Source organism: Pseudogulbenkiania sp. NH8B (genome assembly GCF_000283535.1).
In the GTDB taxonomy this organism is placed as follows: Bacteria; Pseudomonadota; Gammaproteobacteria; order Burkholderiales; family Chromobacteriaceae; genus Pseudogulbenkiania; species Pseudogulbenkiania ferrooxidans.
On record NC_016002.1, the window covers coordinates 2,086,775 to 2,110,410 of the forward strand.

Here is a 23,636-nt window from a genome sequence, read left to right on the forward strand (position 1 = left end):
GAGTGGGCAGCCGTGCCGACTGGCAGGGCGCGGCTGCGCGGATTCGTTGCTGTCGTTTGCTTCCCGTCAGCCGTTCACGGCCTGTCGCATGGCGCTCAGCAGGACATCGGCAGGGACTGCCCCGGAGAGCGGGAAGCGCTGGTTGAAGGCAAAGCCGGGTACGCCGCCGATGCCGTAGACCTGGGCCGCCTGCCGGCTCTGCTGCAGGAACGCGCCGCTGTCGTGCTCGGCCGGCGACTGCAGATAATCGGCCGCTGCGGCAGGGGGCAGGCCGAAGCGGGCGGCGAGGCGGGTCAGATAGGCGACGTCGCCGATGTTCTTGCCCTGCATGAAATAGCCGTCGTATAGCTCTTCGATCAGCGCCTGTTGGCTTTTTGGGCCGCATTGCCGGCCGAGGTAGTGCACCAGGCGGTGTGCCGCCAGGGTGTTCGGCAGCACGCTGATGGCGTCGAAGTTGAACGAGAGCCCCACGCGGTCGCCGGCTTGCTGTACCTGGGCGCGCCGCCGAGCCACCGCCTCCGGGCTGCCCAGGCGCTGCCGGTAGAACGTCTGGTATGGCAGCCCCGTGTCTGGGGTGTCCGGCAGCAGGATGAAGGGGCGCCAGCGCATGTCGACCGCCACCGCGGGGTGGCTGGCAGCGAACAGGCTAAGTGCGGCGTCCAGATGGCGCTTGCCGATCAGACACCAGGGGCAGATGAGGTCGAACATCACCTCGATGGTCAGCGTGGTGCTCATGGATTCCATGTCGTTCAGGGTGGGGTGGTGACATCGGCTTTCCCGCTGCCGATGCCACCAGGCCGAATGCCCGTGTCGCGCGAGGCGGTTCAGAGCAGCGCTTCGATCAACACTTCCGCTTGCGGCCATTCGCCATAGCCGGCGGCGGGGTTGAGGTGGCCTGCCGCGCCGACGTTCACCAGGCGGCTGCCCCAGGCGTCGGCCAGCGCGCTGATGCGCTCCAGCGCGCCCAAGGGATCGTTGGTGCTGGCCGCGACGATGCTCGGGAACGGCAGCGGCTGGCGCGGAATCGGCAGCCAGCCGTTGGTTGCGATGGTGTCCGGCGACGGGTAGCCCTCGGGCATCGGCGATTCCAGGTCGGCCGGGGCCGCCAGCACCGCGCCATGGATGGCGCGCGGGTGCCGCTGCGCCCACTGCGCCACGATCATGCAGCCGGCACTGTGGGCCACCAGGATGACCGGGCCGTCGATGCGCGACAGCGCGTCTTCCAGTGCGGCGACGCGGGCGGAGCAGCTGAGCTTGTCGTGTTCCAGCGGCGGCACCGAAGCGATCGGGCGGCCTGCTTTCCGCCACTTTTCTTCCAGCAGGGTTTGCCAGTGTTCCGGCACATGGTCGCGCAGGCCGGGGACGATCAGGATGGTCGGGGTATTTGACATGGCAAGGTAAGGGATCGGGGTTGAAAATCAGCCCTGTCGCGCCGTGAGACGCTCCAGGTCGCGGGTGTAGTGGCGCTTGCCGATGGCGAAGGCGGCGGCGGCGGCGAAGGAAACCAGCGGCACCAGATGCAGCGCGTTCATCAGGCCGATATGGTCGGCCAGCACGCCGGTGACGAAGGGCCCGGGAGCCAGGCCAAGCAGGTTGTTGGCCAGCGTCAGGGTGGCGAAGGCGGTGGCATGGATGGTCGGGTGGGTGAGGTTGGCCACCATGGCGCCGGCCGGACCGGTGGTACCGGCCACCATCAGCATGGCGCAAGCGATCAGCACCAGCTGGGCCTTGCCCGGAGCCAGTTGCAAGGCCACCAGAAAGAGCAGGGCGGAGCCGATGGAGTACCCCATCGCCACGTTCCACTTGCGCTCGGCCTGGCGCCGGCTGACACGGTCGGTGATGATGCCGCACAACACCATGCCGGCCGCGCCGATCAGGATGAAGGCCGCTGCGCCGATGCCGGCCTTGTCGGTGGGCAGGTTGTAATAGCGGTTGAGGAAACTCGGCAGCCACGCCAGCACGGAGGCCATGATGAAGAGCTGCAGCCCGCTGCCGATGTAGGCGGCGCGCACCGAGACCGAGGAAAACAGGTCGGAGAACAGACTGGAAAGACCGGGGCGGGCGCCGGCCGCCGTGTTGGCGGCAACCTTGTTCATGGTTGGCCGAAGCCTGCTCTCGCGCACCACCAGGGCGTAGGTGATGACCAGGGCGAAGCCGAGAATCGCCATCACGCCGAACGACCAGCGCCAGCCGAACCGTTGGGCCACGACGCCGCCCAGAGCCATGCCCACGACCGAACCGACCGGGCCGCCTGCCATGAAGGCGCTGCTCAGGGTGGAGCGCAGGCTGGGTGGGAAAATGCTCAGGATCAGGGCGATGCCCACGCTGCCGTAGGCGGCCTCGCCCACGCCCACGAAAAAGCGGGCGGCGAGCATCTGGCCGTAGCTGGCCGACAGCGCGCAGCCCAGCGTGGCCAGACTCCACAATCCGGCCATCAACACGATGCTTCTGACGCGGCCCCAGCGGTCGGCGACGATGGAAAACGGAAACGTCAGCAAGCCCACCAGCAAGGCGACGATGCTGCTGAGCGAGCCTAGCCGGGTGTCGGAGAGCATCCACTCGGCCTTGAGGACGGGAAACACGGCGTTGAGCACCTGGCGCGACATGTAGTCGGACAGCAGCAAGCCGAACGTCAGGGCGAAGACGATCCAGGCATAGTGGCGCGGAACGGTCGGTACGTCGATAGTGGCTTCGGAAGCCACACCTGCAATGTAAACAGCCAATTTATGTCTCCTTTGTAGTGATGACCGCTCCAGCGATATTGCTCCATGCGCCAGTCGGCTTCTTATAGAGGGGGAGAGAGCGCGCGGGCCCCCTCCGGTACGGCTTGGCTACGACGTTTTCCTGCGGCCTCAGCCCGCGTGCTGGGTGAACCCTTTCTGACCCAGCTTGCGGTTCGGTGCGAAACCGTTGGCCGCCAGGGTTTCATCCGCACTGTTGTAGAAGGTGCCGATCTTGTAGATCTCGCGGGCCTCCTTGCCGTTGGCCACCGGGCGGCCGAATTCCCCGGCGATGCGCACCAGCTGCTCGATCTGTTCCACGGTGCCCATCTTGCGCGAGCGATCCTGGGTCCAGATGTTGTCTTCGATGCCGCAGCGCACGTGCAGGCCCATGGCGATGGCCATCATGTTCAGCGGCAGCACGTTGAGCATGGAGGACTCCAGTGTCAGCACCGAGCCGTCCGGGCAGGCGCGGATGAAGTTGGCCAGGTTGTAGATATTCGGCTGGTCGAAGCCACCGCCGATGGCGACCCAGGTCAGGATCAGCGGCACGTTGCACACGCCACGGCGCATCATGCGTTCCACGGTTTCCAGCTGGGTGATGTTGGCGAGCTGGAAATGGGTCTGGATGCCCTTTTCGGAGAGGCGGCGGATGTGCTCTTCCACCCATTCCGGGCCGGCCGGAATGGTCATCTCGCGGTAGGCGTGGTACATCGCCGGCTCGGCCAGCGAGGTGCCGCCGATGTCGGCTTCGCACATCTGTTCCACCACGTTCATCTGGTTGGTGTTGATGGCGATGGTGACCTGGTCCGGGGTCGGGGTCAGTTCGGCCAACATGTGGCGGGTGTCGTCGGACAGCCACTTGGCTACGTCACCATCGCTTTCCGGAGCGAAGGAGATGGAGCCGCCCACCTGGATGATCATGTCAGGTACACGTTCGCGCACGCCGGCGATCAGTTCGTTGAACTTGGACAGGCGCTTGGAGCCCTTGCCGTCCAGTTCGCGCACGTGCAGGTGCAGCACGGTGGCGCCGGCGTTGTAGCAATCGACGGCTTTCTGGATCTGCTCTTCCATGGTGACCGGAATGTCTTCCGGAAAGTCGGACGGCATCCATTCCGGGCCGTACGGGGCGCAGGTAATCACGAGTTTTTGCTGGTTTTCCGGGAACAGGGAACCATCGAGAAAGTTCATGTCTTGTCTCCTAGTTGAGCGATTGCATCGATGTCTTGCTATTGATCGGTAAGGTCAGAACGGCTTGTCGCCCACGATGCCCGCGCGCTCCATCTTGCGGTGGCAGGGCGGGTAATCCATCACGGCGTAATGCTGGGTGGAGCGGTTATCCCAGATCGCCATGCTGTAGGGCTGCCAGCGCCAGCGCACTTGGTACTCGGGGACGTAGGCCTGGCTGATCAGGTACTGCAGCAGGTCGCCGCCGGCCTGGTTGTAATCCTGGCCGTAACGCACGCGCTGCTTGTTGTGGTAGTTCACGAAGTGCGTGGCGAAGGCGTTGACGAACAACACTTTCTCGCCGGTTTCCGGGTGGGTGCGCACCACCGGATGCTCGGCATCCGGGTATTGCGCCTTCATCGCCAGGCGTTTCTCTTGCGGCATGGCGGCGGCGAACGAGGCGTTGAAGCTGTGGTTGGCGATCAGCCCCTCGATTTCGCTTTTCACGTGGCTGGGCAGCTTGTCGTAGGCCAGCACCATGTTGGCCCAGATGGTGTCACCGCCCACCGGCGGGCATTCGATGCAGCGCAGCACGCAGCCCATGGCCGGGTTTTCGCGCCAGGTGCCGTCGGTGTGCCAGGCGTTTTCGTAGCGGTCGATCGGGCTGTCCGGGTTCTTGTAGATCTGGACCAGACCGGGGGCTTCCGGGTGGCTCGGGGCCATCGGGTGGGTTTCCAGTTCGCCCAGACGCCGGGCGAAGGCCATGTGATCCTGGCGCGACAGCTTGTCCAGGGTCTGGTCGCGCAGGAACAGCACCTTGTGTTGCAGCAAGGCGGCATAGATTTCCTGGAACAGCCCGTCGTCACGCACCGCGTCGCCCAGGTTGACGTCGTGCAGTTGTGCGCCGATGGCGCAGGTCAGTTGCTCGATTCTCATGAGTCCAGCGCTCCTCAGATGACAAAAATGGACGACCCCGTGGTCTTGCGCGATTCCAGATCGCGGTGCGCCTGCGCGGCATCCTGCAGCGCGTAGCGCTGGTTGATCTCGATCTTGATGCGGCCGGAGGCCACGTGGCCGAACAGCTCGGCAGCCAACGCGTCCTTTTCCGCCGGGTCGGCGATGTAATCGGCCAGCGCGGGGCGGGTGAGGTAGAGCGAGCCTTTCATCGCCAGCAGCTGCGGGTTGAACGGCGGGATCGGGCCCGAAGCGGTGCCCACGCACACCATCAGGCCGCGGCGCTTGAGCGAATCGAGCGAGGCCTCGAAGGTGTCCTTGCCGACGCTGTCGAACACCACGTTCACGCCTACGCCGTCGGTCAGCTCGCGCACGCGCCTGGCCACGTCTTCCCGGCTGTAGTCGATGGTGTGGTCGCAGCCATGGGCGCGGGCGATGTCGGCCTTGGCCTCGCTGGACACGGTGCCGATCACGGTGAGGCCGAGGATCTTGGCCCACTGCGACACGATCAGGCCCACGCCGCCGGCGGCGGCGTGCAGCAGGATGGTGTCGCCGGCCTTGAAGTCCCAGATGCGGCGCATCAGGTAGGCGGACGTCAGGCCGCGCATGGTCATGGCGGCGGCGGTGTCGCAGCCGATGCCGGCGGGCAACTTGATCAGCGGTGCGGCCGGAATCAGGCGGGCGGTCGAATAAGCCCCCAGGGTGTTGACGAAGCCGGTGTAGGTCACGCGGTCGCCCACGGCGACATGGCTCACGCCTTCGCCCACGGCTTCCACCACCCCGGCAGCCTCCACCCCCATCCCGGCCGGCAGCGGCACCGGATAGAGGCCGGAGCGGAAATAGGTATCGGCAAAGTTGAGACCGACCGCTTCGTGGCGCAGGCGCACCTGGCCAGGCCCCGGCTCGCCGACCGCCACTTCCTCGTATTGCAGCACTTCGGGGCCGCCGGGTTGGTAAAAGCGTACTGCGTGAGCCATGCTATCTCTCCTGTTGTCGAGGGTATGACACCCCCTCGTTATCGTTTCTGTGCGAGGGTCCGGCTCGGTTCTTTCGAATTGGCCAGATCCACGATACGGTTGAACAACTGTTTGAATTCGCTGTCGGACGCGCCACCGAAGCGCGGGTCGTCGTTGCCGGCGAAGGCCGCGTTGATGTCGTGCCAGTCGGTTTCGGTCAGATAACGCTGCGCGGCGGGAAGAATCACGCCTTCCTCGCGCCCCAGGTGGTCCCAGATGAATTTCGCGTACTGGTCGACATGCTGTTTCAGCTGGGCCAGCGATGCGCTGCCGGCCGCCAGCTGTTCCAGCATGATGGCAAGCTCGGCCACCAGTTGGCGGTCGCGACCATGCTGGCGCTCGAGCTCGTCCAGCTCGGCGTTGATCGCCGAGGTGCGCTGGCGCAGCTTGCTGAACAGGTAGTCGTCTTCCTTGGGATGGTGCAGGGCGACCGGAAAGCGATGGAGGTAGCGCAGTATCGCCTGCATCAGGCCGAGATCGATGGCCTGGCCGTGCTCTTCGGCCTGCTGGATCAGGTACTGCCAGGCATGCAGCACGGCGGCGATGGAGCGGTGTTCGTCACGAATCACGGCCATGGCCTGGGCCGCCATGGACGGGCTGCTGTTGGCGGCGACCAGCACCGGGATGTCACTGTGCATGAGCAACTTCAGCGTTTGCGAGCCCAGCATCATGCCGGTATCGCCGCGCTTGCCCTGAGAGCCGATGAAGATCAGGTCGCAGCCGGTTTGGCGCGCGGCGGCCAGGATCGCCTGGTGCGGGGTGTCGCTGACGCGGCTGGCCGAATCGCACGTGACGCCTTGCGCCCGAGCCGCGGATTCCGCCTTGGCAAGGAGTTCGTGGGTGCGGGCTTCGCACACGTAGGTGAATTCCGCCGGCGCCACCAGCCGGATCACCTCGGTGGAGCCGAACAGCGACGAGGCGTGGTCCGGCTGGGCATGGAAAAACGTGATCCGCGCCCCCAGGGCATGGGCGAAGGCCACACTCTGACCCACGGTCTCGGTGGAGCGGTCGGTGTCGTCGATCGGAACAAGAAGATGTCGGTACATGGTGGCTTTACACTGGTCTGGTATCGGGGAGTCGAGTCATGCGCCGAGCGCGACCTGCACGAGATCGTCTGTCACCCTGACCCGGAATGTGGCGACGGCCAGCTGCGGTATGCTGACATGGGCGCCGGTGGCGACGTTGAAGCGCAGGCCATGGGCGGGGCAGCGCACGACATGGCCGGACAGACAACCGCCGGCGAGCGCACTGCCATGGTGCGGGCAGGTATTCTCGAGAGCGAACACTTCGCCGTCGACATTGAACAGCGCCACGTCTTTGCCTTCGAGTCGCAAAGCGAGCGACTTGCCCGGTGCGATCTGCGACAACGCACATGCCTCGACAAATTTCATCCCGGTGCTTCCTGATTTAATGTGATCTCTGAATGTATCGTAGGGGGGTGGAGGCACTCGTGCCCTCCTCCGAACAGGGGGGGTGGGGGGGTTGACCGTGCAGGGCGGTTGGCACGATGCTAATGGGCGTCCATACCACGGGCGACCGCACGGCCGGGTCGCCATCCCAGATGCCTTGAGCGGTGCGGCCAGCGCCGTGCTCGTTTGTTGCCGCTGCGGCGGCAACCCGATCAAGCCCGAACAGACCTAAACTATGACTTCTGCGGTTGGTGGCGCAACAGGCGCCGTAATCGAATTCGTTCTCAAGGCAACCCCACCCAAGGCGCCACGCCACATGCTGGTGCGGCCGCTGTTGAGCTCCAACGACGAACACTTCCTCGAGCATCGCCTGATCGTGGTGCAGGCATCGGCCGGCTTCGGCAAGACCACGCTGCTGTCGCAATGGCGCCGCGAATACCTGTCGCAAGGGGCCGCCGTGGCGTGGCTGTCGATCGACGACCGGGATGATCCGCAGCGCTTTCTGCATGGCCTGGTCCATGCCGTCAGGGTCGGGGCCGCGCGACCCGCCTTCGGGCGCGGGCTGATCGAAAGCCCCACCGCGGCAGTGGGGGAGCTCGAGGGCATCACCGCCTGGCTCGCGGAAGTGGCGGTGAGCGCTCTCGACATGGTGCTGATGATCGACGAGGCCGAGCGCCTGCCGGAAGCCAGCCGCATGCTGCTGGCCTACCTGCTGCACAACGCGCCGCGCAACCTGCGCATCGTGGTGGCCGCGCGCAGCGGGCTCGACGACATCGTGTCCGAACTCGGGGCCTACGGGCAATGCGTGCTGGTGGGGGCGGAGGTGCTGCGCTTTCGTCTGAGCGAAACCATCGGCCTGGTGCGCGGCCGGCTCGGCAACCAGGTGGAGGCCGATACCTGCGCCCAGGTGCACGAGCTGACGGAGGGCTGGCCGCTCGGCCTGCAACTGACGCTGGCGGCGATGGAGCGCGGCAGCACCCCCAGAGCGGTATTCAGCTCGCTCTCGCCCAGTGCCGGCGACCTGTGCGCTTATTTCATGGATGAACTCATCTCGCGTTTGCCGGCGGAGGATGTGGAGTTCCTGACCCATATCGCCATCGTCGACAAACTGCACCCCGACCTTTGCGTGGCCCTGACCGGGAGCGACAAGGCCGCCCATCAGCTCTCCAACCTGGTGCGCAACACCCCCATCTTCGTTGCCGACGAGGTCGGGCAGTGGTGCCGCCTGCATATGCTGGCTCGCGACGCCCTGCGCCTGCGCTTTGCCAAACTGCCGGCCGAGGAGCGCGCGCAGTGGCACCTCAACGCCATGCGCTGGCTCTCGGAGCACGGCATGGTGGAGGAGGCGGCGCGCCACGCCTACGCTGCCGGGCAGCATAGCGTGGCCTACGATCTGGCCGAGCGCTGTCTCTACGATGCGGTGCGCCAGGGGCAGCAGATATCGGTGCTGGAGTGGCTCGAGCGGCTTCCGGAGGAAGAGCTGGACCTCCGTCCGCGTCTGCGCCTGGCGGTGGCCTGGGTGCTGGCGCGCAGCGAGCGCCATGCCGAGGCCGAGGCCCAGGTGGCGCGTATCCTGGCGCATCCCGGCATCGACGACGCGCTGCGCTACGAGTGCGCCTTGATCCTGAGCGCGGCGGAATACTTTGCCGATCGCCCCTACCGCTTCGTCGAGCTGTTCGAGCCTTGGGTGAAATCGCCACCCAGCAACGACCCCTGGCTGCAGCAGATCCATGCCAACCGCCTGTCCGCCCGCGCCATATTGAACGGCGACTATGCCCAGGCGCGGCGCCATCAGCAGCAAGTGCCGGCGCTGGGGATGGACAAGCCGGTGGGCTACGTCACCCGTTGGGGCGGCTTCATGGTCGGGCTGAGCTATCTGCTGGAGGGTCAGTTCCGCTTGGCGGAGGGCGTGCTGCACCAGGCCTTGCAAGGCGCTGAAATGGAACTGGGCCGGCGCAACCCCCTGTCGTGCATGCTGGCCGCCTTGCTGGCCACGGCGGTGTACGAGCGCGATCAGCTCGACGACGCGGCGGCGCTGCTGGCCAACCGGCTGGACGTGCTGGAACGGGCCGGCGTGCCGGAGACCGTGGTGTACGCCTACCGCACGGCGGCGCGCATTGCCGCGGCGCAGGGGCTGGAGCATCGCGCCCTCGACCTGCTCGAAGCCATGTATGCCACCGGCGAGGCGCGGGGGCTGCCGCGCCTGTGTGTCGCCAGCCTGGCCGAGCAAATCCGTATCCATGCCGGGCGTTTCCGCAGCGAGACCTGCCGGGCGCTGGTGCAGCGTATCGACGCTATCCTGACACAGCAGGTGCTCAACGGGCCGGTGCGGCAAAAGATGGGCCCCTTCCTGCAGCAGCTGTCTCACGCCAACGTCGCCATCGCCGCCCAGGACTGGGCCAAGGCGCATGCCGAACTGACTCGGGCCGGGCAGCTCGCCGACGAGATGAAGCTCGGGCGTTATCGCATCGAAACCATGGCGTTGCGCGCCTTCGCACTCGAGCGCCAGGGCGAGGACGGTCTGCCGCTGCTGCGCGAGGCGGTAAACCTGGCCCAGACCTACGGCCTGGCGCGTACCCTGGTGGATGCCCACCCGGCGCTGGCGGACTGGGTGCGCCGGGCGACCGAGGAGGGGGAAGCCGGCGGGGTGTCCGAAGCGGGGCCGGCGGTGCGGATTCCTCGCACCATGCGCCCCCCGGTGGAGCGCAAATCCTCGGCGCTGCGCGCCGTGCCCAGCATGGTGCTCACGCCGCGCGAGCGCGACCTGCTCGAACAGCTCGCGCGCAATCTTTCCAACAAGGAAATCGCCATGGCCATGGCGGTGAGCGAAGAGACGGTGAAATGGCACCTGAAGAACCTGTTCGGCAAGCTCGATGCCGGCTCGCGCAAGCAAGTGGTGCGCCGCGCCCAGCTCCTGGGCTTGCTGGAAGGGGGCGAGTAAGCGCCGCCGGGTGAGGCCGGCCGGTCCACGAAGACCAGCCGTTCATTTGCAGGACCCATGCCCCGGCTGGGCATGGGCGTATTTCCCTCGGTTGAAGCCGACGACAGGCCGTCGCGGTGGCGCCCGAACCGCATCGCGGTCGTCGACGCATCCCCCCATCCCCCCTTTTTTCTCCGCCCCCCTCCCCAACGCAGGGGAGGACGCGTGTCCGCGGCGGCGTTACCTTGCAGCTCAAGAACGACGCCGCATGGCCTGTCCGCAGGACGGGTGCGATCCGGACGCGCTGCACCCGGGTATGGACAACGACCCAAGGCAACGCAGGTGCAGCCCAGAGGGAGATGCTGGCGATCCGTTCGAGGTCCCCGTGGATCGGGGCGGGACGTGAGCATGGTGGCAACAGGCTGTGCGGCTGTCCTGTATTGATCGTGCCGGAAAGGGCAGTGGTGCCCGCGACGGTGGAGCCGATCATTGACGGGGAGAAGGGCAAAGGCCTTTTTGCCTCTCTGGTGGTGGCCATTTCGTGGCCATGGGAGTTTGTCGTTTTGTCTGTGCATTGTCCTGCTGATCGGTGTGCTGTTTGTCTAGCTGATGGAGGACATTTGGCGAACGCTTTGGCGTTCGCCTTTTTTTTGCCCAATCCCCGAGGTTTTGCACGGCATGCGGGGAGGTGGCGGGACAAGACGGACGCAGGCAATGCCCCGGATGAAGGGTTGATTGTTCGTCGAATGTCGTTGGTTTGTTGTTTTTTGAAGGAATAACCATGCAGATCGCAATTCCAGCCGAACGTCTGGCTGGCGAGGCGCGCGTGGCCGCTACACCGGAAACGGTGAAAAAACTCGTCGCCATGGGTCACACCGTGGTCGTCGAGTCGGGGGCCGGACGCCTGTCCGCCGTCCCCGATGCGGCCTACGCCGACGCCGGCGCCAGCCTGGCGGCGAACCGCGCCAGCGCGCTCGCCAACGCCGACATCGTGCTCCAGGTGCGTCCGCCCGAGGCCGACCAGATCGCCGAGTTCAAGACCGGCGCCACCGTCGTCTCGCTGATGAACCCCTACGCCAACCCGCACCTGGCGGCGATGGCGGCGAAGAAGCTGTCGGCCTTCGCCATGGAGCTGTTGCCGCGCACCACGCGCGCGCAGAGCATGGACGTGCTCTCCAGCCAGAACAACATCGCCGGCTACCGCGCGGTGCTGTTGGCCACGCACTACTACCCGCGCTTCATGCCGATGCTGATGACCGCCGCCGGCACCGTGAAGCCGGCGCGCGTGCTGATCATGGGCGTGGGCGTGGCGGGCTTGCAGGCCATCGCCACCGCCAAGCGCCTGGGCGCGGTGGTGGAGGCGACCGACGTGCGCCCGTCCACCAAGGAGCAGGTGGAGTCGCTCGGCGCCAAGTTCATCGAGGTGCCGATGACCGACGAGGAGAAGGCGGCCAGCGACGGCGTCTACGCCAAGGAGATGTCGGACGACTACAAGCGCCGCCAGGCCGAGCTGGTGACCAAGCACGCCATGGCCGCGGACATCATCATCACCACCGCGCTGATCCCGGGCAAGAAGGCGCCGCAGCTGATCAGCGCCGAGGTGGTGCGGGCGATGAAGCCGGGCTCGGTGATCATCGACATCGCGGCGGAGGCCGGCGGCAACTGCGCGCTGACGGTGCCGGGCGAGGTGAGCGTGACCGACAACGGCGTGACCGTGGTCGGCATCACCAACCTGCCGGCGCTGGTGGCGGCGGACGCCTCCAGCCTGTACGCGCGCAACCTGTTGACCTTCCTGTCGCTGATGCTGAGCAAGGACGGTTTCACCCTCAACCTGGAAGACGACCTGCTGGCCGCCACGCTGATCACCCACGACGGCGCGGTGCGCTTCGGCCAACCTTCCTCCCCGTCCGCCGCCGCCCAGCCGGCCGCGACGCGGGCCTGACCTTCCAGGAGAGCATCATGATCGATCCTTTCATCACCAGTCTGACCGTGTTCGTGCTGGCCGTGTTCGTCGGCTACCACGTGGTGTGGAACGTCACCCCGGCGCTGCACACCCCGCTGATGGCGGTGACCAACGCCATTTCGGGCATCATCGTGGTCGGGGCGCTGCTGCAGGTGGTGGACATCAACGGTGAGGCCATCACCCTGACGTCCGTGCTCGGCGCCATCGGCATCTTCCTGGCCAGCATCAACATCTTCGGCGGCTTCCTGGTGACCCAGCGCATGCTCGATATGTTCAAGAAGAAGAAAAAATAAGGAGCCGCCATGGAAAATATCTCTGCAATTCTCTACCTGATCGCGGCGGTGCTGTTCATCCTCGCGCTGAAGGGGCTGTCCAGTCCGGTGTCCGCCCTGCGCGGCAACCTGTACGGCATGGTGGGCATGCTGATCGCCGTGGTCACCACCTTCCTGATCATGGACAAGCCGGTGCTGGCGCTGATCGGCGCGGCCATCGCCGGCGGCGCGGTGATCGGAGCGTGGCGCGCCAAGACCGTCGAGATGACCGGCATGCCGGAGCTGGTGGCGGCGATGCACTCGCTGGTCGGCCTCTCGGCGGTGCTGATCGCGGTGGCGGCGATCTTCCACAGCGGGGTGGAGCATACCCCGGTGCAGAAGGTCGAGCTGTTCATCGGTGCCTTCATCGGCGCGATCACCTTCACCGCCTCGGTGGTGGCGTTCGGCAAGCTGTCGGGCAAGTTCGGCTCCAAGGCGGTGTCGTTTAGCGGCCAGCACCTGCTGAACCTGCTGCTGGCGATCGCCATGGTGGGCTTCGGCATCGTCTACTTCGTCAGCGACAGCCACGCCGCCTTCCTGGCGATGGTGGCGGTGGCGCTGGTGCTGGGCGTGACGCTGATCATCCCGATCGGCGGCGCCGACATGCCGGTGGTGGTGTCGATGCTGAACTCGTACTCGGGCTGGGCGGCGGCGGGCATCGGCTTCACGCTGAACAACCCGGTGCTGATCATCGCCGGCGCCTGCGTCGGTTCGTCCGGCGCCATCCTGTCGTACATCATGTGCCGGGCGATGAACCGCTCGATCGTCAGCGTGCTGCTGGGCGGCTTCGGCGCCGAAGCGACCGTCGGCGGCGCCGCGGCCTCGGGTCCGAAGAACTACAAGTCGGGCTCGGCCGAGGACGCCGGCTTCCTGATGAGCAACGCCGACAGCGTGATCATCGTGCCGGGCTACGGCCTGGCGGTGTCGCGCGCGCAGCACGCGCTGCAGGAGTTCGCCGAGCTGCTGCACGAGGCCGGGGTGAAGGTGCGCTACGCCATCCACCCGGTGGCGGGGCGCATGCCGGGGCACATGAACGTGCTGTTGGCCGAAGCCGAGGTGCCGTACGAGCAGGTGCAGGAGATGGAGGAGATCAACTCCGACTTCTCCAACACCGACGTGGTGCTGGTGATCGGCGCCAACGACGTGGTGAACCCGGCGGCGCAGAAGGACAAGGCGAGCCCGATCTACGGCATGCCGATCCTGGAGGCGCACAAGGCGCGCACGGTGATCGTGGTGAAGCGCTCGATGAACGCCGGTTACGCCGGTCTGGACAACGAGCTGTTCTACATGGACAAGACCATGATGGTGTTCGGCGATGCCAAGAAGGTGGTGGAAGACCTGGTGAAGAGCGTGGCGCATTAAGAACGGGTAAGCAAATCTGCTGCGCGCCCCCATCCCGGCCCTGCGATGCTCGCCGTACCCCTTGTACGGCTGCGCTTCTCGAACCAGCCTGGGGGCGCTCGCGACGATTTTCTTCACCCGTTCGGCGCCCCTGCACCATAGGCTTCGACCAAGCCTGACATGATCGACCGCCCGGCCGGCAACGGTAGGGCGGTTTTTTGTCGCCTGCGCAAAGCCTCGAACGAGGCCCCTGGCGGTGCCAGGGACGGTGGGGCTTTGACGTGGCACCGGGGGGGCGGATGGGCCCGGCCGAGCGCGGCTCCCCCTCCCGCCCCCCCTGTGTCAAGGGGGGGCATTTTGCGCGCCAGTCACTAGTATCCGTGATGTCGGATAACCCATGAGGCAGGGCAGTCGTGCTGCCTCTGCCAGGCAAGAGGAGCCCCCATGAGCCAGAAACAGATCTATGTAGTAGGCGCTGCCCGTACCGCGATCGGCACGTTCGGCGGTGCGCTGAAAGACGTCGCCCCCACCCAGCTGGGTACCCTGGTGGTCAAGGCCGCGCTGGAACGCGCCAAGGTCGATCCGGCCGCTGTCGGCCAGGTGGTGATGGGCAACGTGATCCCCACCGATTGCAAGGACGCCTACCTGTCGCGCGTGGTCGCCATGGATGCCGGCATCCCCAAGGAAACCCCGGCCTTCAACGTAAACCGCCTGTGCGGCTCCGGCCTGCAGGCCATCGTGCTGGCGGCGCAGTCCATCCTGCTGGGGGATGCCGACGTCGCGGTGGGCGGCGGCGCCGAGTCGATGAGCCGCGGCCCCTACCTCGCCCCCGGCGCACGCTGGGGGGCGCGCATGGGCGATGTGCAGATGATCGACTACATGCTCGGCATCCTGCACGACCCGTGGCAGAAGATTCACATGGGCGTGACCGCCGAGAACGTGGCGGCGCGCTACGGCATCAGCCGCGCCATGCAGGACGAGCTGGCGCTGCAAAGCCAGCAGCGTGCCGCCCGCGCCATCGCCGAAGGCCGTTTCAAGGAGCAGATCGTTCCGGTGGAGATCGCCGGCCGCAAGGGCACCGTGGTGTTCGATAGCGACGAGCACGTGCGTGCCGACGCCACCATGGAGCAGCTGGCCAAGATGAAGCCGGTGTTCCAGAAAGACGGCTCGGTGACGCCGGGCAACGCCTCGGGCCTCAACGACGGCGCCGGCGCCGTGGTGCTGGCCAGTGGCGAGAAGGTCGAAGCGCTGGGCTTGAAGCCACTGGCGCGCCTGGTGTCCTGGGGCCATTCCGGGGTCGAGCCGGAGTACATGGGCATCGGTCCGGTGGAAGCGTCGCGTCAGGCGCTCGAGCGAGCCGGCCTCGGCGTGGCGGACATCGATGTCATCGAATCGAACGAAGCCTTCGCCGCCCAGGCCTGCGCCGTCGCCAAGGAATTGGGATTCGACCCGGAAAAGGTCAACCCGAACGGTTCCGGCATCTCGCTGGGCCACCCGGTGGGTGCCACCGGCGCCATCATCACCACCAAGGCGATCTACGAGCTGCAGCGCAGCGGCGGCCGCTACGCGCTGGTGACCATGTGCATCGGCGGCGGGCAGGGCATCGCTGCGGTATTCGAACGCGTGTAATCCGCACTAAGGTGTATAGAGGAGGGGACACGGCGGCCAGCCGGCTGGCCGCAACCCGTCCCTTTCGCGACCGCCAACGACAGAAGAAGTGGCACGTATGCAAACCGAGAAAATCACCGTCACGCCCTCCGCCTACACCTATCCGCTGCTGATCAAGCAGCTGCTGCACACGCCGCTGGCCGTGGCGCCGGAGCAGGAGATCGTTTACGCCGACAAGCGCCGCTACACCTACCGCGAGTTGTCGCGCCGCATCGGTCGCCTGGGCCATGCCCTGACCCGGCTCGGCGTGCGGGGCGGCAGCACGGTGGCGGTGATGGACTGGGACAGCCACCGTTATCTGGAATGCTTCTTCGGCGTGCCGATGCTGGGCGCCGTGCTGCAGATGGTGAACGTGCGCCTGTCGCCGGAGCAGATTCTCTACACCCTGAACCACGCCGGCGCCGAGGTGGTGCTGGTGAACCAGGATTTTCTGCCGGTGCTGGAGGAACTGCGTCCTCAGCTCGACACCGCCAAGACCTTCGTGCTGCTGAGCGATGACGACATCGCGCTGCCGGGCGGTTTCGCCGGCGAATACGAAAGCCTGCTGGCCGACTGCCCGGACCAGTACGACTTCCCGGATTTCGACGAAAACACCCGTGCCACCACGTTCTACACCACCGGCACCACCGGCCAGCCCAAGGGGGTGTATTTCAGCCATCGCCAGCTGGTGCTGCATACCCTGGCGGTGTGCAACACCCTGTCGCTGTCGCCCGAGCAGGGCGGCTTCCACCGCGACGATGTCTACATGCCGCTGACACCGATGTTCCACGTGCATGCCTGGGGCCTGCCGTACATCGCCACCTTGGCCGGGGTGAAGCAGGTGTATCCGGGACGTTATCACCCCTCATCCATCCTCAAGCTGATTCGTGACGAGGGCGTCACCTTCACCCACAGCGTGCCCACCATTCTCACCATGCTGTTGGTGGCCCCCCTCAGCCGCGACGTGGACCTGTCGCGCCTGAAGGTGGTCATCGGCGGCTCGGCGCTGACCTCGGCGCTGGCGCGCCAGGCGCTGGAGCGCGGCATCGACATTTTTGCCGGCTACGGCATGTCCGAGACCTGCCCGGTGGTGGCGCTGGCCCAGCTCGATCTCGCCGAACTGGCCGCGGCGGACGAAGAACACCAAGTAGCCACCCGTGTTTGCACCGGCCGGCCGGTGAGCCTGGTGGATCTGCGCACCGTCGACGCCCGGATGGAGAGCTGCCCGAAAGACGGCAAGACCGCCGGCGAAGTGGTGCTGCGCGCGCCCTGGGCCAGCATGGGCTACTACAACAATCCGCAAGCTTCCGAACAGCTGTGGAGCGGCGGCTGGTTGCATACCCAGGACATCGGCCACATCGATTCGCGTGGCTACCTGCAGGTGACCGACCGCATCAAGGACGTGATCAAGACCGGTGGCGAGTGGGTGTCCTCGCTGGAGCTGGAAGAAATGCTCAGCCGTCACCCCGGCGTGCGCGAGGCGGCCGTGATCGGCGTGCCGGACGAGAAGTGGGGCGAGCGCCCGCTCGCCCTGGTGGTGCCGAACCCGGACTACGCCGGCGCACTAACGGTCGAGGAACTGCAGGCCCACGTGATGACATTCGTCGAGCAAGGGCTGATTTCCAAGTACGCGGTGCCGGAACGCGTGCTGTTCGTCGAACAGCTCGCCAAGACCAGCGTCGGCAAACTCAACAAGCTGGCGCTGCGCTCACAGTATCACTGAGCGCCACCCAGCCCCGGCCGGGCGCGGCCATCCCCGACCAGCTATCCCGTAGCCAGGCCCGGCGCGTGAATGACGTCCTGGCCGGCAGGGAGCGGTGCGCGCGTCTGGCCCCGCCGAACCCATAACCCGGCCGCTCGCATCACGGCGCGAACGGACCGATTGCCACCATCACCACCCCGCATCAGGAGAGAGAAATGAGTGACTACGTCGCTCCCGTACAGGACATGCTGTTTACCATGCAGGAACTGGCAGGCCTTGCCGACGTGGGCAAGCTGCCGGGTTGGGAAGAAATCGGCGCGGATCTCGCCGAAGCCGTGCTGGACGAAGCCGGCCGCTTCGCCGGAGAGGTGCTCTCGCCGCTCAACGTGGTGGGCGACCGCGAGGGCAGCCGTCTCGTCGACGGCAAGGTGGCGCTGCCCACCGGCTTTGCCGAGGCTTACCGCCAGTTCGTGGATGCCGGCTGGAGCGGTATCGCTGCGCCCGCCGAGTTCGGCGGCCAGGAGCTGCCCCAGGTGCTGGCCAAGCCGGTGACCGAGATGTGGAGTTCGGCCAACCTGTCGTTCTCGCTGTGCCCGATGCTGACCCAGGGGGCGCTGAAGGCGCTGCTGCACCATGGCTCGGTCGACCAGCAGAACGCCTATCTTGCCAAGCTGGTGAGCGGGGAGTGGACCGGCACCATGAACCTCACCGAACCGCAAGCCGGCTCGGATCTCGCCGCGGTGCGTAGCCGTGCCGTTCCCGAGGGCGATCACTACCGCCTGTTCGGCAGCAAGATCTTCATCACCTGGGGCGATCACGAGCTGACCGACAACATCGTGCACCTGGTGCTGGCGCGCCTGCCGGACGCCCCGTCCGGGGTGAAGGGCATCTCGCTGTTCGTGGCGCCGAAGTACCTGCTGAATGCCGACGGCACCGCGGGCGCGCGCAACGACATCCAGTGCGTGTCGCTGGAGCATAAGCTCGGTATCCACGCCAGCCCGACCGCGGTGCTGGCCTTCGGCGAGAAGGAGGGTGCCATCGGTTACCTGGTGGGCGAACCCAACTGCGGCCTCGAGTACATGTTCACCATGATGAACCACGCCCGCCTGGGCGTCGGCCTGGAAGGCGTGGCCATCGCCGAGCGCGCCTACCAGCAAGCGCGCGACTATGCCCGCGAGCGCGTGCAGGGCCGCGCCGCCGGCCACGATAGCGCCGGCCCCATCATCCGCCATGCCGACGTGCGCCGCATGCTGCTGACCATGCGTGCCCAGACCGAGGCGGCGCGCGCCATCGCCTACGTCACCGCGTCCTACATGGACCTGGCCGAGCGTCACCCGGAGGAGGCCGAGCGGCAACGCTACCAGGCGGTGGTGGAACTGATGACCCCGGTGGTGAAGGGCTGGTGCACCGAGATGTCCCAGGAAGTGACCTCGCTCGGCGTGCAGGTGCACGGTGGCATGGGCTTCATCGAAGAAACCGGCGCCGCCCAGCATATGCGCGACGCCCGCATCATCACCATCTACGAAGGCACCACCGGCATCCAGGCCAACGATCTGCTGGGCCGCAAGACGCTGCGCGAGCAGGGCAGGACCCTGCGCCTGGTGATCGACGAAATGCGCGCCGACTGCGCCCGGGCCCACGCCGTGGGCGGCGAACACAGCCGGCAGCTGGTATCCACGCTGGAAGCGGCGATCCAGTCGCTGGAAACCGCCACCGCCTACCTGCTGCAGGTTGGCGGAGAGGCGCCGCTCCACGCGCTGGCCGGCGCCGTGCCCTACCTGATGCTGGTGGGCACCGTGTTCGGCGGCTGGCAGATGCTGCGTGCCGCCAGCGCGGCCCAGGCCCGCATCGCCGCCGGCGAAGGCACGCCGTTTCACCGGGCCAAGATCGATACCGCGTTGTTCTACGCCACCCACATCCTGCCGCGGGCGGCGATGAATGCCGAAGTGGTATGCCATGGCGCCGCGGCCACGCTGGCGTTCGAAGAGAGCGAGTTCTGATCCAGCTCGTCCGCAGGCCGCCGCCCGTCATCGGGCGCGGCCTTTTTCATGCTTGCCCGCCTTGCGGGTGTCGAACCGTGCGCACGCCGCCAGGTTGGCCGAAGGCCGTGGGCGGAGCGCTGGCAACAAGGAAGTGATATGCAACAAGGTCGATTGATGGTCCGCCGCGCCGCGGTGCTGGGCGCCGGTGTCATGGGAGCGCAGATCGCCGCCCACCTCGCCAATGCCGACGTGCCGGTGCTGCTGTTCGATCTGCCCGCGCGCGAGGGCGACAAGAACGGCATCGTCCAGCGCGCGCTGGAAAACCTGGCCAAACTGGAACCGGCGCCGGCCGCCACCCCGGGGCGCCTGCAGTACGTCGATGCGGCCAACTACGACGAGCATCTGCCACTATTGCGTGGCTGCGATCTGATCATCGAGGCCATCGCCGAAAAGATCGAATGGAAGGACGAGCTATATCGCAAGATCGCCCCCTTCGTATCGGAAGGGGCGGTACTGGCATCCAACACCTCCGGCCTGTCCATCAACCGCCTGGCCGAGGCGCTGCCGGATGCGCTGCAACCGCGCTTCTGCGGCGTGCACTTCTTCAACCCGCCGCGTTACATGGCGCTGGTGGAACTGATCCCGACGCGCCAGAGCGATGCCGCCATGCTCGACGCGCTGGAAACCTGGCTCACCTCGCGCCTCGGCAAGAGCGTGGTGCGCACCAGGGACACCCCCAACTTCATCGCCAACCGCGTCGGCGTGTTCTCCATGTTGGCGGTGATGCACCACACCACGCGGCTGGGGCTGGGCTTCGACGAAGTCGACGCGCTCACCGGCCCGAAAATCGGCCGCCCGCGCAGCGCCACCTACCGCACCGCCGACGTGGTGGGGCTGGATACCCTGCTCAACGTCATCGACACCATGCGGACCCAACTCCCGGACGACCCGTGGCATGCCCACTACCGGGGCCCGGAGTGGATGCTGAGGCTGGTGGAGAAGGGCGCGCTGGGGCAGAAGGCCGGCGGCGGCATCTTCAAGAAAGCAAGCAAGGACATCCTGGTGCTGGACCCGGTCAGCGGCGACTACCGCCCGGCCAGCGGCAAAGCGGTGCCGGAAGTGGAAGACATCCTCGCCATCAAGAGCCCGGCCGAGCGCTTCGCCCGCCTGCGCGCCAGCACGCATCCGCAGGCCGAGCTGCTGTGGAGCATCTTCCGCGACGTGTTCCATTACTGCGCCGTGCATCTGGGCGATATCGCCGGCAATGCGCGCGACGTGGACATGGCGCTGCGCGGCGGCTTCGGCTGGGCGCAGGGGCCGTTCGAAATCTGGCAGTCGGCCGGCTGGCAGGCGATTGTCGGCGCCTTGCGCGACGACATCGCCGCCGGCAAGACCATGAGCCAGGCACCGTTGCCGAAATGGGTGTTCGCCCTGCCGGCGGCGCATACCGCCGAAGGCTCCTGGTCGGCCGTCACCCGGCGTTACGAAGGCCGCTCCGACCTGGCGGTCTACCAACGCCAGCTCTACTCCGAGAGCCTGCTGGGCGAGGCGTCGCCGGAAGCGGGCGAAACGCTGTGGGAAAACGACGGCGTGCGGCTGTGGCAGCACCCGCTGGATACCGGCATCGCCATCCTGTCGTTCAAGTCGAAGATGCATGCCATCGGCGAAGAAGTGCTGGATGGCGTGCTCTCGGCCGTGGCCCGGGCCGAACAAAGCCACGACGGGCTGGTGCTGTGGCACGAGGGGCCGTTCTCGGTCGGCGCCAACCTCAAGCAGTTTGCCACCGCGTGCGCCGCCGGCGACTGGGCATGGCTGGATGCCACCCTGGCGCGTTTCCAACAGGCGGCAATGAGCCTGAAGTATGCTCAGATTCCCACCGTGGCGGCGGTACAGGGCATGGCACTGGGTGGCGGCGCCGAGTTCATGCTGCAGGCCATGCACCGCGTGGTGGCGCTGGAGAGCCGCATCGGGCTGGTGGAAAGCGCCGTGGGCCTGATTCCGGCCGGCGGCGGCTGCAAGGAGCTGGCGCTGCACGCCGCCACGTTGGCCGAAAAGCAGGAAGATGGGGATCCGTTCGCCCACATCCAGGCCATGTTCCGCCATCTGCTCACGGCCACCGTGGCGGGCAACGCGTTGCAGGCGCGCGAGCTGGGCTTCTTGCGGGAGGCGGACGATGTGATCCTGAACCCGCACGAGCTGCTCTACGTGGCGCTGCGCCGCGCCCGTGCCATGGCCGAGGCCGGCTGGCATCCCGCGCTGCGCCCACGCCGGGTGCGCGTCGCCGGCTCCGCCGGCATCGCCGCGCTGGAGCGGCAGCTGCAGGCCCTGCAGGAACAAGGGAAGCTCTCGGCACACGACCGCCGGGTCGGCCGCGCCGCAGCGGTGGCGCTGTGCGGCGGCGAGCTGGCCGCCGGCAGCGAGGTGGACGAAGCCTGGCTGTTGCAGATGGAGCGCGAACAGTTCCTGGCGCTGCTGCACACTAGCGAAACACAGCACCGCATCGTGCACATGCTGGAAACCGGCAAGCCGCTGCGCAACTGACCCCGCCCGCGTTGCGCCGTCAGGCCACGTCACGTCCCTCCCGCAGGGGCGTTTTCATTGGCGCGGCGCGGGGCCGCGCATGCCGATGCCACGGTCGCCATGGCCCCCCCATGACGGGGGGCTTGCCCCGCCGCGGCGCTCTGCAGAATGTAGCAGCCGGCTTGGGGCGGGGACGGCAGACGGCCTTCCCGCGATCGATGCATGGTCGTGCGCCCCTTCCGTCGCAACGCCGAAAAACCACAAGACTAGGACAACGACGTGAAGCGCAATCTACCCGTAACGGAGACGGAGCACCTGCTCGACCCCCTCAAGCCGGTGGTGAGCAAGACCGATCTGAAGGGCATCATCACCTATGCCAATCCTTCCTTCCTCGAGATCAGCGGTTTCGCCAAGGAGGAATTGGTCGGCAAGTCGCACAACATCGTGCGCCACCCCGACATGCCGCCTGCCGCCTTCGCCGATCTGTGGCGCACCATCCAGGCCGACCGGCCCTGGCGCGGGCTGGTGAAAAACCGGCGCAAGGACGGCGGCTACTACTGGGTGGATGCCTACGTCACCCCGATCACCGAAAACGGCCGGAAGGTCGGTTACATGTCGGTACGCAGCGCGCCTTCGCGAGAAGACGTGGCCCGCGCCGAGCAGCTCTATCGCGCGGTGAGTGCCGGTCATGCCCGCTTCCCCGCCAGCAAACACCGTTACACCCTGAGCATCAACACCGCGATCATGCTGTTCGTCGGGTCCATTTTCTGCCTCGGCCTGATCCGCACCCTGCTGCAGGGGCCAGCCTACATGGCGGTGGCGGTCTTGCAGATACTGATCATGTTCGTCGGCGGCTTCTGGCTGTCGCGCCGTATCAGCACGCCGCTGCAGCAGGCGGAGCGGGTATTCCAGCGCATGGTGGAGGGCGATTTCCGCGCCGAACTGGATACCCGCGCGCCACGCGAAGTGGGCGTGCTGCTCAGCCGCATGCAGACGCTGCAGATCAATCTGCGCGCCCTGATCTGCGATATCGTGCTGGCCGCCAGGGTGGTCGAAGGAGAGTCCGAGCGCATGCGTGCCGAGTCGCGGCAACTGGAATCACGCGTGGCGGCGCAGGCCGACGGCATCGCCACCATGGCCGCCACGCTGGAACAGTTCACCGCCGCGGTGTCGGAAATAAGCGAATCCACCCGGCGCGGCACCGACTTCGCCGAGGAAGCCCGGCAGCGGGTGACGAGCGGTCAGGCCGAGATGGCGCAGTCGCGCCAGGCATCCGATGCCGTCATGGCCACCGTCGCGCAGGCCGGCACGCTGCTCGATGGCCTGCAGACCGCCGTGACCGAGATCGACTGCATCACCCGGACCATCCGCGAGGTTGCCGATCAGACCAATCTGCTGGCGCTCAACGCCGCCATCGAAGCCGCGCGCGCAGGCGAGCAGGGGCGCGGTTTCGCCGTCGTGGCCGACGAGGTGCGCAAGTTGGCCGAACGCACCGGCTGCAGCACCGAGGACATTTCCTCCACCATCGTGCGCGTGCAGGACAGTACCCGCAGGGTGCTGGAGGTCATGCAAGAGACGGCCGCCGCCGTCACCAACAGCGCCACCCGGCTGGAAGCGACCCAGCAGGCGTTTAGCGAAATCCATTCCGCCAGCAGCGGCGTGGCACGCAGTTCGCACGACATTTCCACCTCCCTGGCACAACAGAGCGAAGCCGCGCACAACATCGCCAGCAGCATGGAACAGATAAACGTCCTTGCCAGCGAAAACCAGGCCACGGTGCGCCGGTTCAAGCAGGCGGCCGACACCCTGCACCGCGCCGCCGACGAGCAGCACGCCTTGCTGGCTCATTTCGACAAATAGCGCCAGGCAACAGCAGTCCCCACCCCACGATACGGCGGTGGGGCCGCGCGCCTTGCCTACCCCCCTGTTTTTCCTGCGATCCCCCCCTGTTTAGGGGGCGGCCTCACGGCGAATCAAGCTCTAT

The 23,636-nt window shown here is 66.7% G+C and carries 17 protein-coding genes; 9 read left to right on the forward strand and 8 right to left on the reverse strand.

From position 1 onward, the window contains the following. Nucleotides 1-66 precede the first annotated feature (66 nt). The 8 genes from NH8B_RS09620 to NH8B_RS09655 all read right to left on the reverse strand — a co-directional run bounded on the left by NH8B_RS09620 (nt 67) and on the right by NH8B_RS09655 (nt 7,248). On the reverse strand, nt 67-735 hold the full coding sequence (locus NH8B_RS09620) for a DsbA family oxidoreductase (RefSeq protein WP_014087143.1): 669 nt from the start codon (nt 733-735) through the stop codon (nt 67-69). 89 nt (nt 736-824) lie between these two features. Next, nucleotides 825-1,391, reverse strand: coding sequence for an RBBP9/YdeN family alpha/beta hydrolase (locus NH8B_RS09625; protein WP_014087144.1), 567 nt, complete (start codon nt 1,389-1,391; stop codon nt 825-827). 27 nt (nt 1,392-1,418) lie between these two features. After that, a complete protein-coding gene (locus tag NH8B_RS09630; protein WP_014087145.1) occupies nt 1,419-2,723 on the reverse strand; it encodes an MFS transporter in 1,305 nt (434 codons plus the stop codon). Between the two features lie 129 nt (nt 2,724-2,852). After that, complete coding sequence (locus NH8B_RS09635; RefSeq protein WP_014087146.1) at nt 2,853-3,911, reverse strand: 3-keto-5-aminohexanoate cleavage protein; 1,059 nt, start codon at nt 3,909-3,911, stop codon at nt 2,853-2,855. 54 nt (nt 3,912-3,965) lie between these two features. Then, entirely contained in the window at nt 3,966-4,823 is an 858-nt protein-coding gene (locus NH8B_RS09640) for a TauD/TfdA dioxygenase family protein (protein ID WP_014087147.1), read from the reverse strand. A gap of 14 nt (nt 4,824-4,837) precedes the next feature. Further along, nucleotides 4,838-5,818 (reverse strand): quinone oxidoreductase family protein, encoded by a 981-nt coding sequence (locus NH8B_RS09645; protein ID WP_014087148.1) that lies wholly within the window; start codon nt 5,816-5,818, stop codon nt 4,838-4,840. Between the two features lie 38 nt (nt 5,819-5,856). Beyond that, nucleotides 5,857-6,903 carry a universal stress protein gene (locus NH8B_RS09650; RefSeq protein ID WP_014087149.1) on the reverse strand — a complete coding sequence of 349 codons (1,047 nt, stop codon included), beginning with the start codon at nt 6,901-6,903 and terminating at the stop codon, nt 5,857-5,859. Between the two features lie 36 nt (nt 6,904-6,939). Beyond that, on the reverse strand, nt 6,940-7,248 hold the full coding sequence (locus NH8B_RS09655; protein WP_014087150.1) for a Rieske (2Fe-2S) protein: 309 nt from the start codon (nt 7,246-7,248) through the stop codon (nt 6,940-6,942). Between the two features lie 334 nt (nt 7,249-7,582). Between NH8B_RS09655 and NH8B_RS09660 the strand changes: the two genes are divergently transcribed. The 9 genes from NH8B_RS09660 to NH8B_RS09700 all read left to right on the forward strand — a co-directional run bounded on the left by NH8B_RS09660 (nt 7,583) and on the right by NH8B_RS09700 (nt 23,512). Further along, nucleotides 7,583-10,207, forward strand: coding sequence for a LuxR C-terminal-related transcriptional regulator (locus NH8B_RS09660; protein ID WP_014087151.1), 2,625 nt, complete (start codon nt 7,583-7,585; stop codon nt 10,205-10,207). A gap of 760 nt (nt 10,208-10,967) precedes the next feature. Beyond that, the gene (locus NH8B_RS09665; RefSeq protein WP_014087152.1) at nt 10,968-12,128 is read left to right on the forward strand and encodes a Re/Si-specific NAD(P)(+) transhydrogenase subunit alpha; all 1,161 of its coding nucleotides are present in this window, start codon (nt 10,968-10,970) and stop codon (nt 12,126-12,128) included. A 17-nt stretch (nt 12,129-12,145) separates the two neighbouring features. Continuing rightward, a complete protein-coding gene (locus NH8B_RS09670) occupies nt 12,146-12,442 on the forward strand; it encodes a proton-translocating transhydrogenase family protein (RefSeq protein WP_014087153.1) in 297 nt (98 codons plus the stop codon). Between the two features lie 9 nt (nt 12,443-12,451). Further along, the gene (locus tag NH8B_RS09675) at nt 12,452-13,822 is read left to right on the forward strand and encodes an NAD(P)(+) transhydrogenase (Re/Si-specific) subunit beta (protein ID WP_014087154.1); all 1,371 of its coding nucleotides are present in this window, start codon (nt 12,452-12,454) and stop codon (nt 13,820-13,822) included. 423 nt (nt 13,823-14,245) lie between these two features. Then, complete coding sequence (locus NH8B_RS09680) at nt 14,246-15,430, forward strand: acetyl-CoA C-acyltransferase family protein (protein ID WP_014087155.1); 1,185 nt, start codon at nt 14,246-14,248, stop codon at nt 15,428-15,430. A gap of 97 nt (nt 15,431-15,527) precedes the next feature. Further along, nucleotides 15,528-17,171 carry a fatty acid--CoA ligase gene (locus NH8B_RS09685; RefSeq protein ID WP_014087156.1) on the forward strand — a complete coding sequence of 548 codons (1,644 nt, stop codon included), beginning with the start codon at nt 15,528-15,530 and terminating at the stop codon, nt 17,169-17,171. Between the two features lie 194 nt (nt 17,172-17,365). Further along, a complete protein-coding gene (locus tag NH8B_RS09690) occupies nt 17,366-19,150 on the forward strand; it encodes an acyl-CoA dehydrogenase (protein WP_014087157.1) in 1,785 nt (594 codons plus the stop codon). A 138-nt stretch (nt 19,151-19,288) separates the two neighbouring features. Further along, nucleotides 19,289-21,673 carry a 3-hydroxyacyl-CoA dehydrogenase/enoyl-CoA hydratase family protein gene (locus NH8B_RS09695; RefSeq protein ID WP_041702913.1) on the forward strand — a complete coding sequence of 795 codons (2,385 nt, stop codon included), beginning with the start codon at nt 19,289-19,291 and terminating at the stop codon, nt 21,671-21,673. Between the two features lie 258 nt (nt 21,674-21,931). Continuing rightward, a complete protein-coding gene (locus tag NH8B_RS09700) occupies nt 21,932-23,512 on the forward strand; it encodes a methyl-accepting chemotaxis protein (protein WP_014087159.1) in 1,581 nt (526 codons plus the stop codon). Nucleotides 23,513-23,636 lie beyond the last annotated feature (124 nt).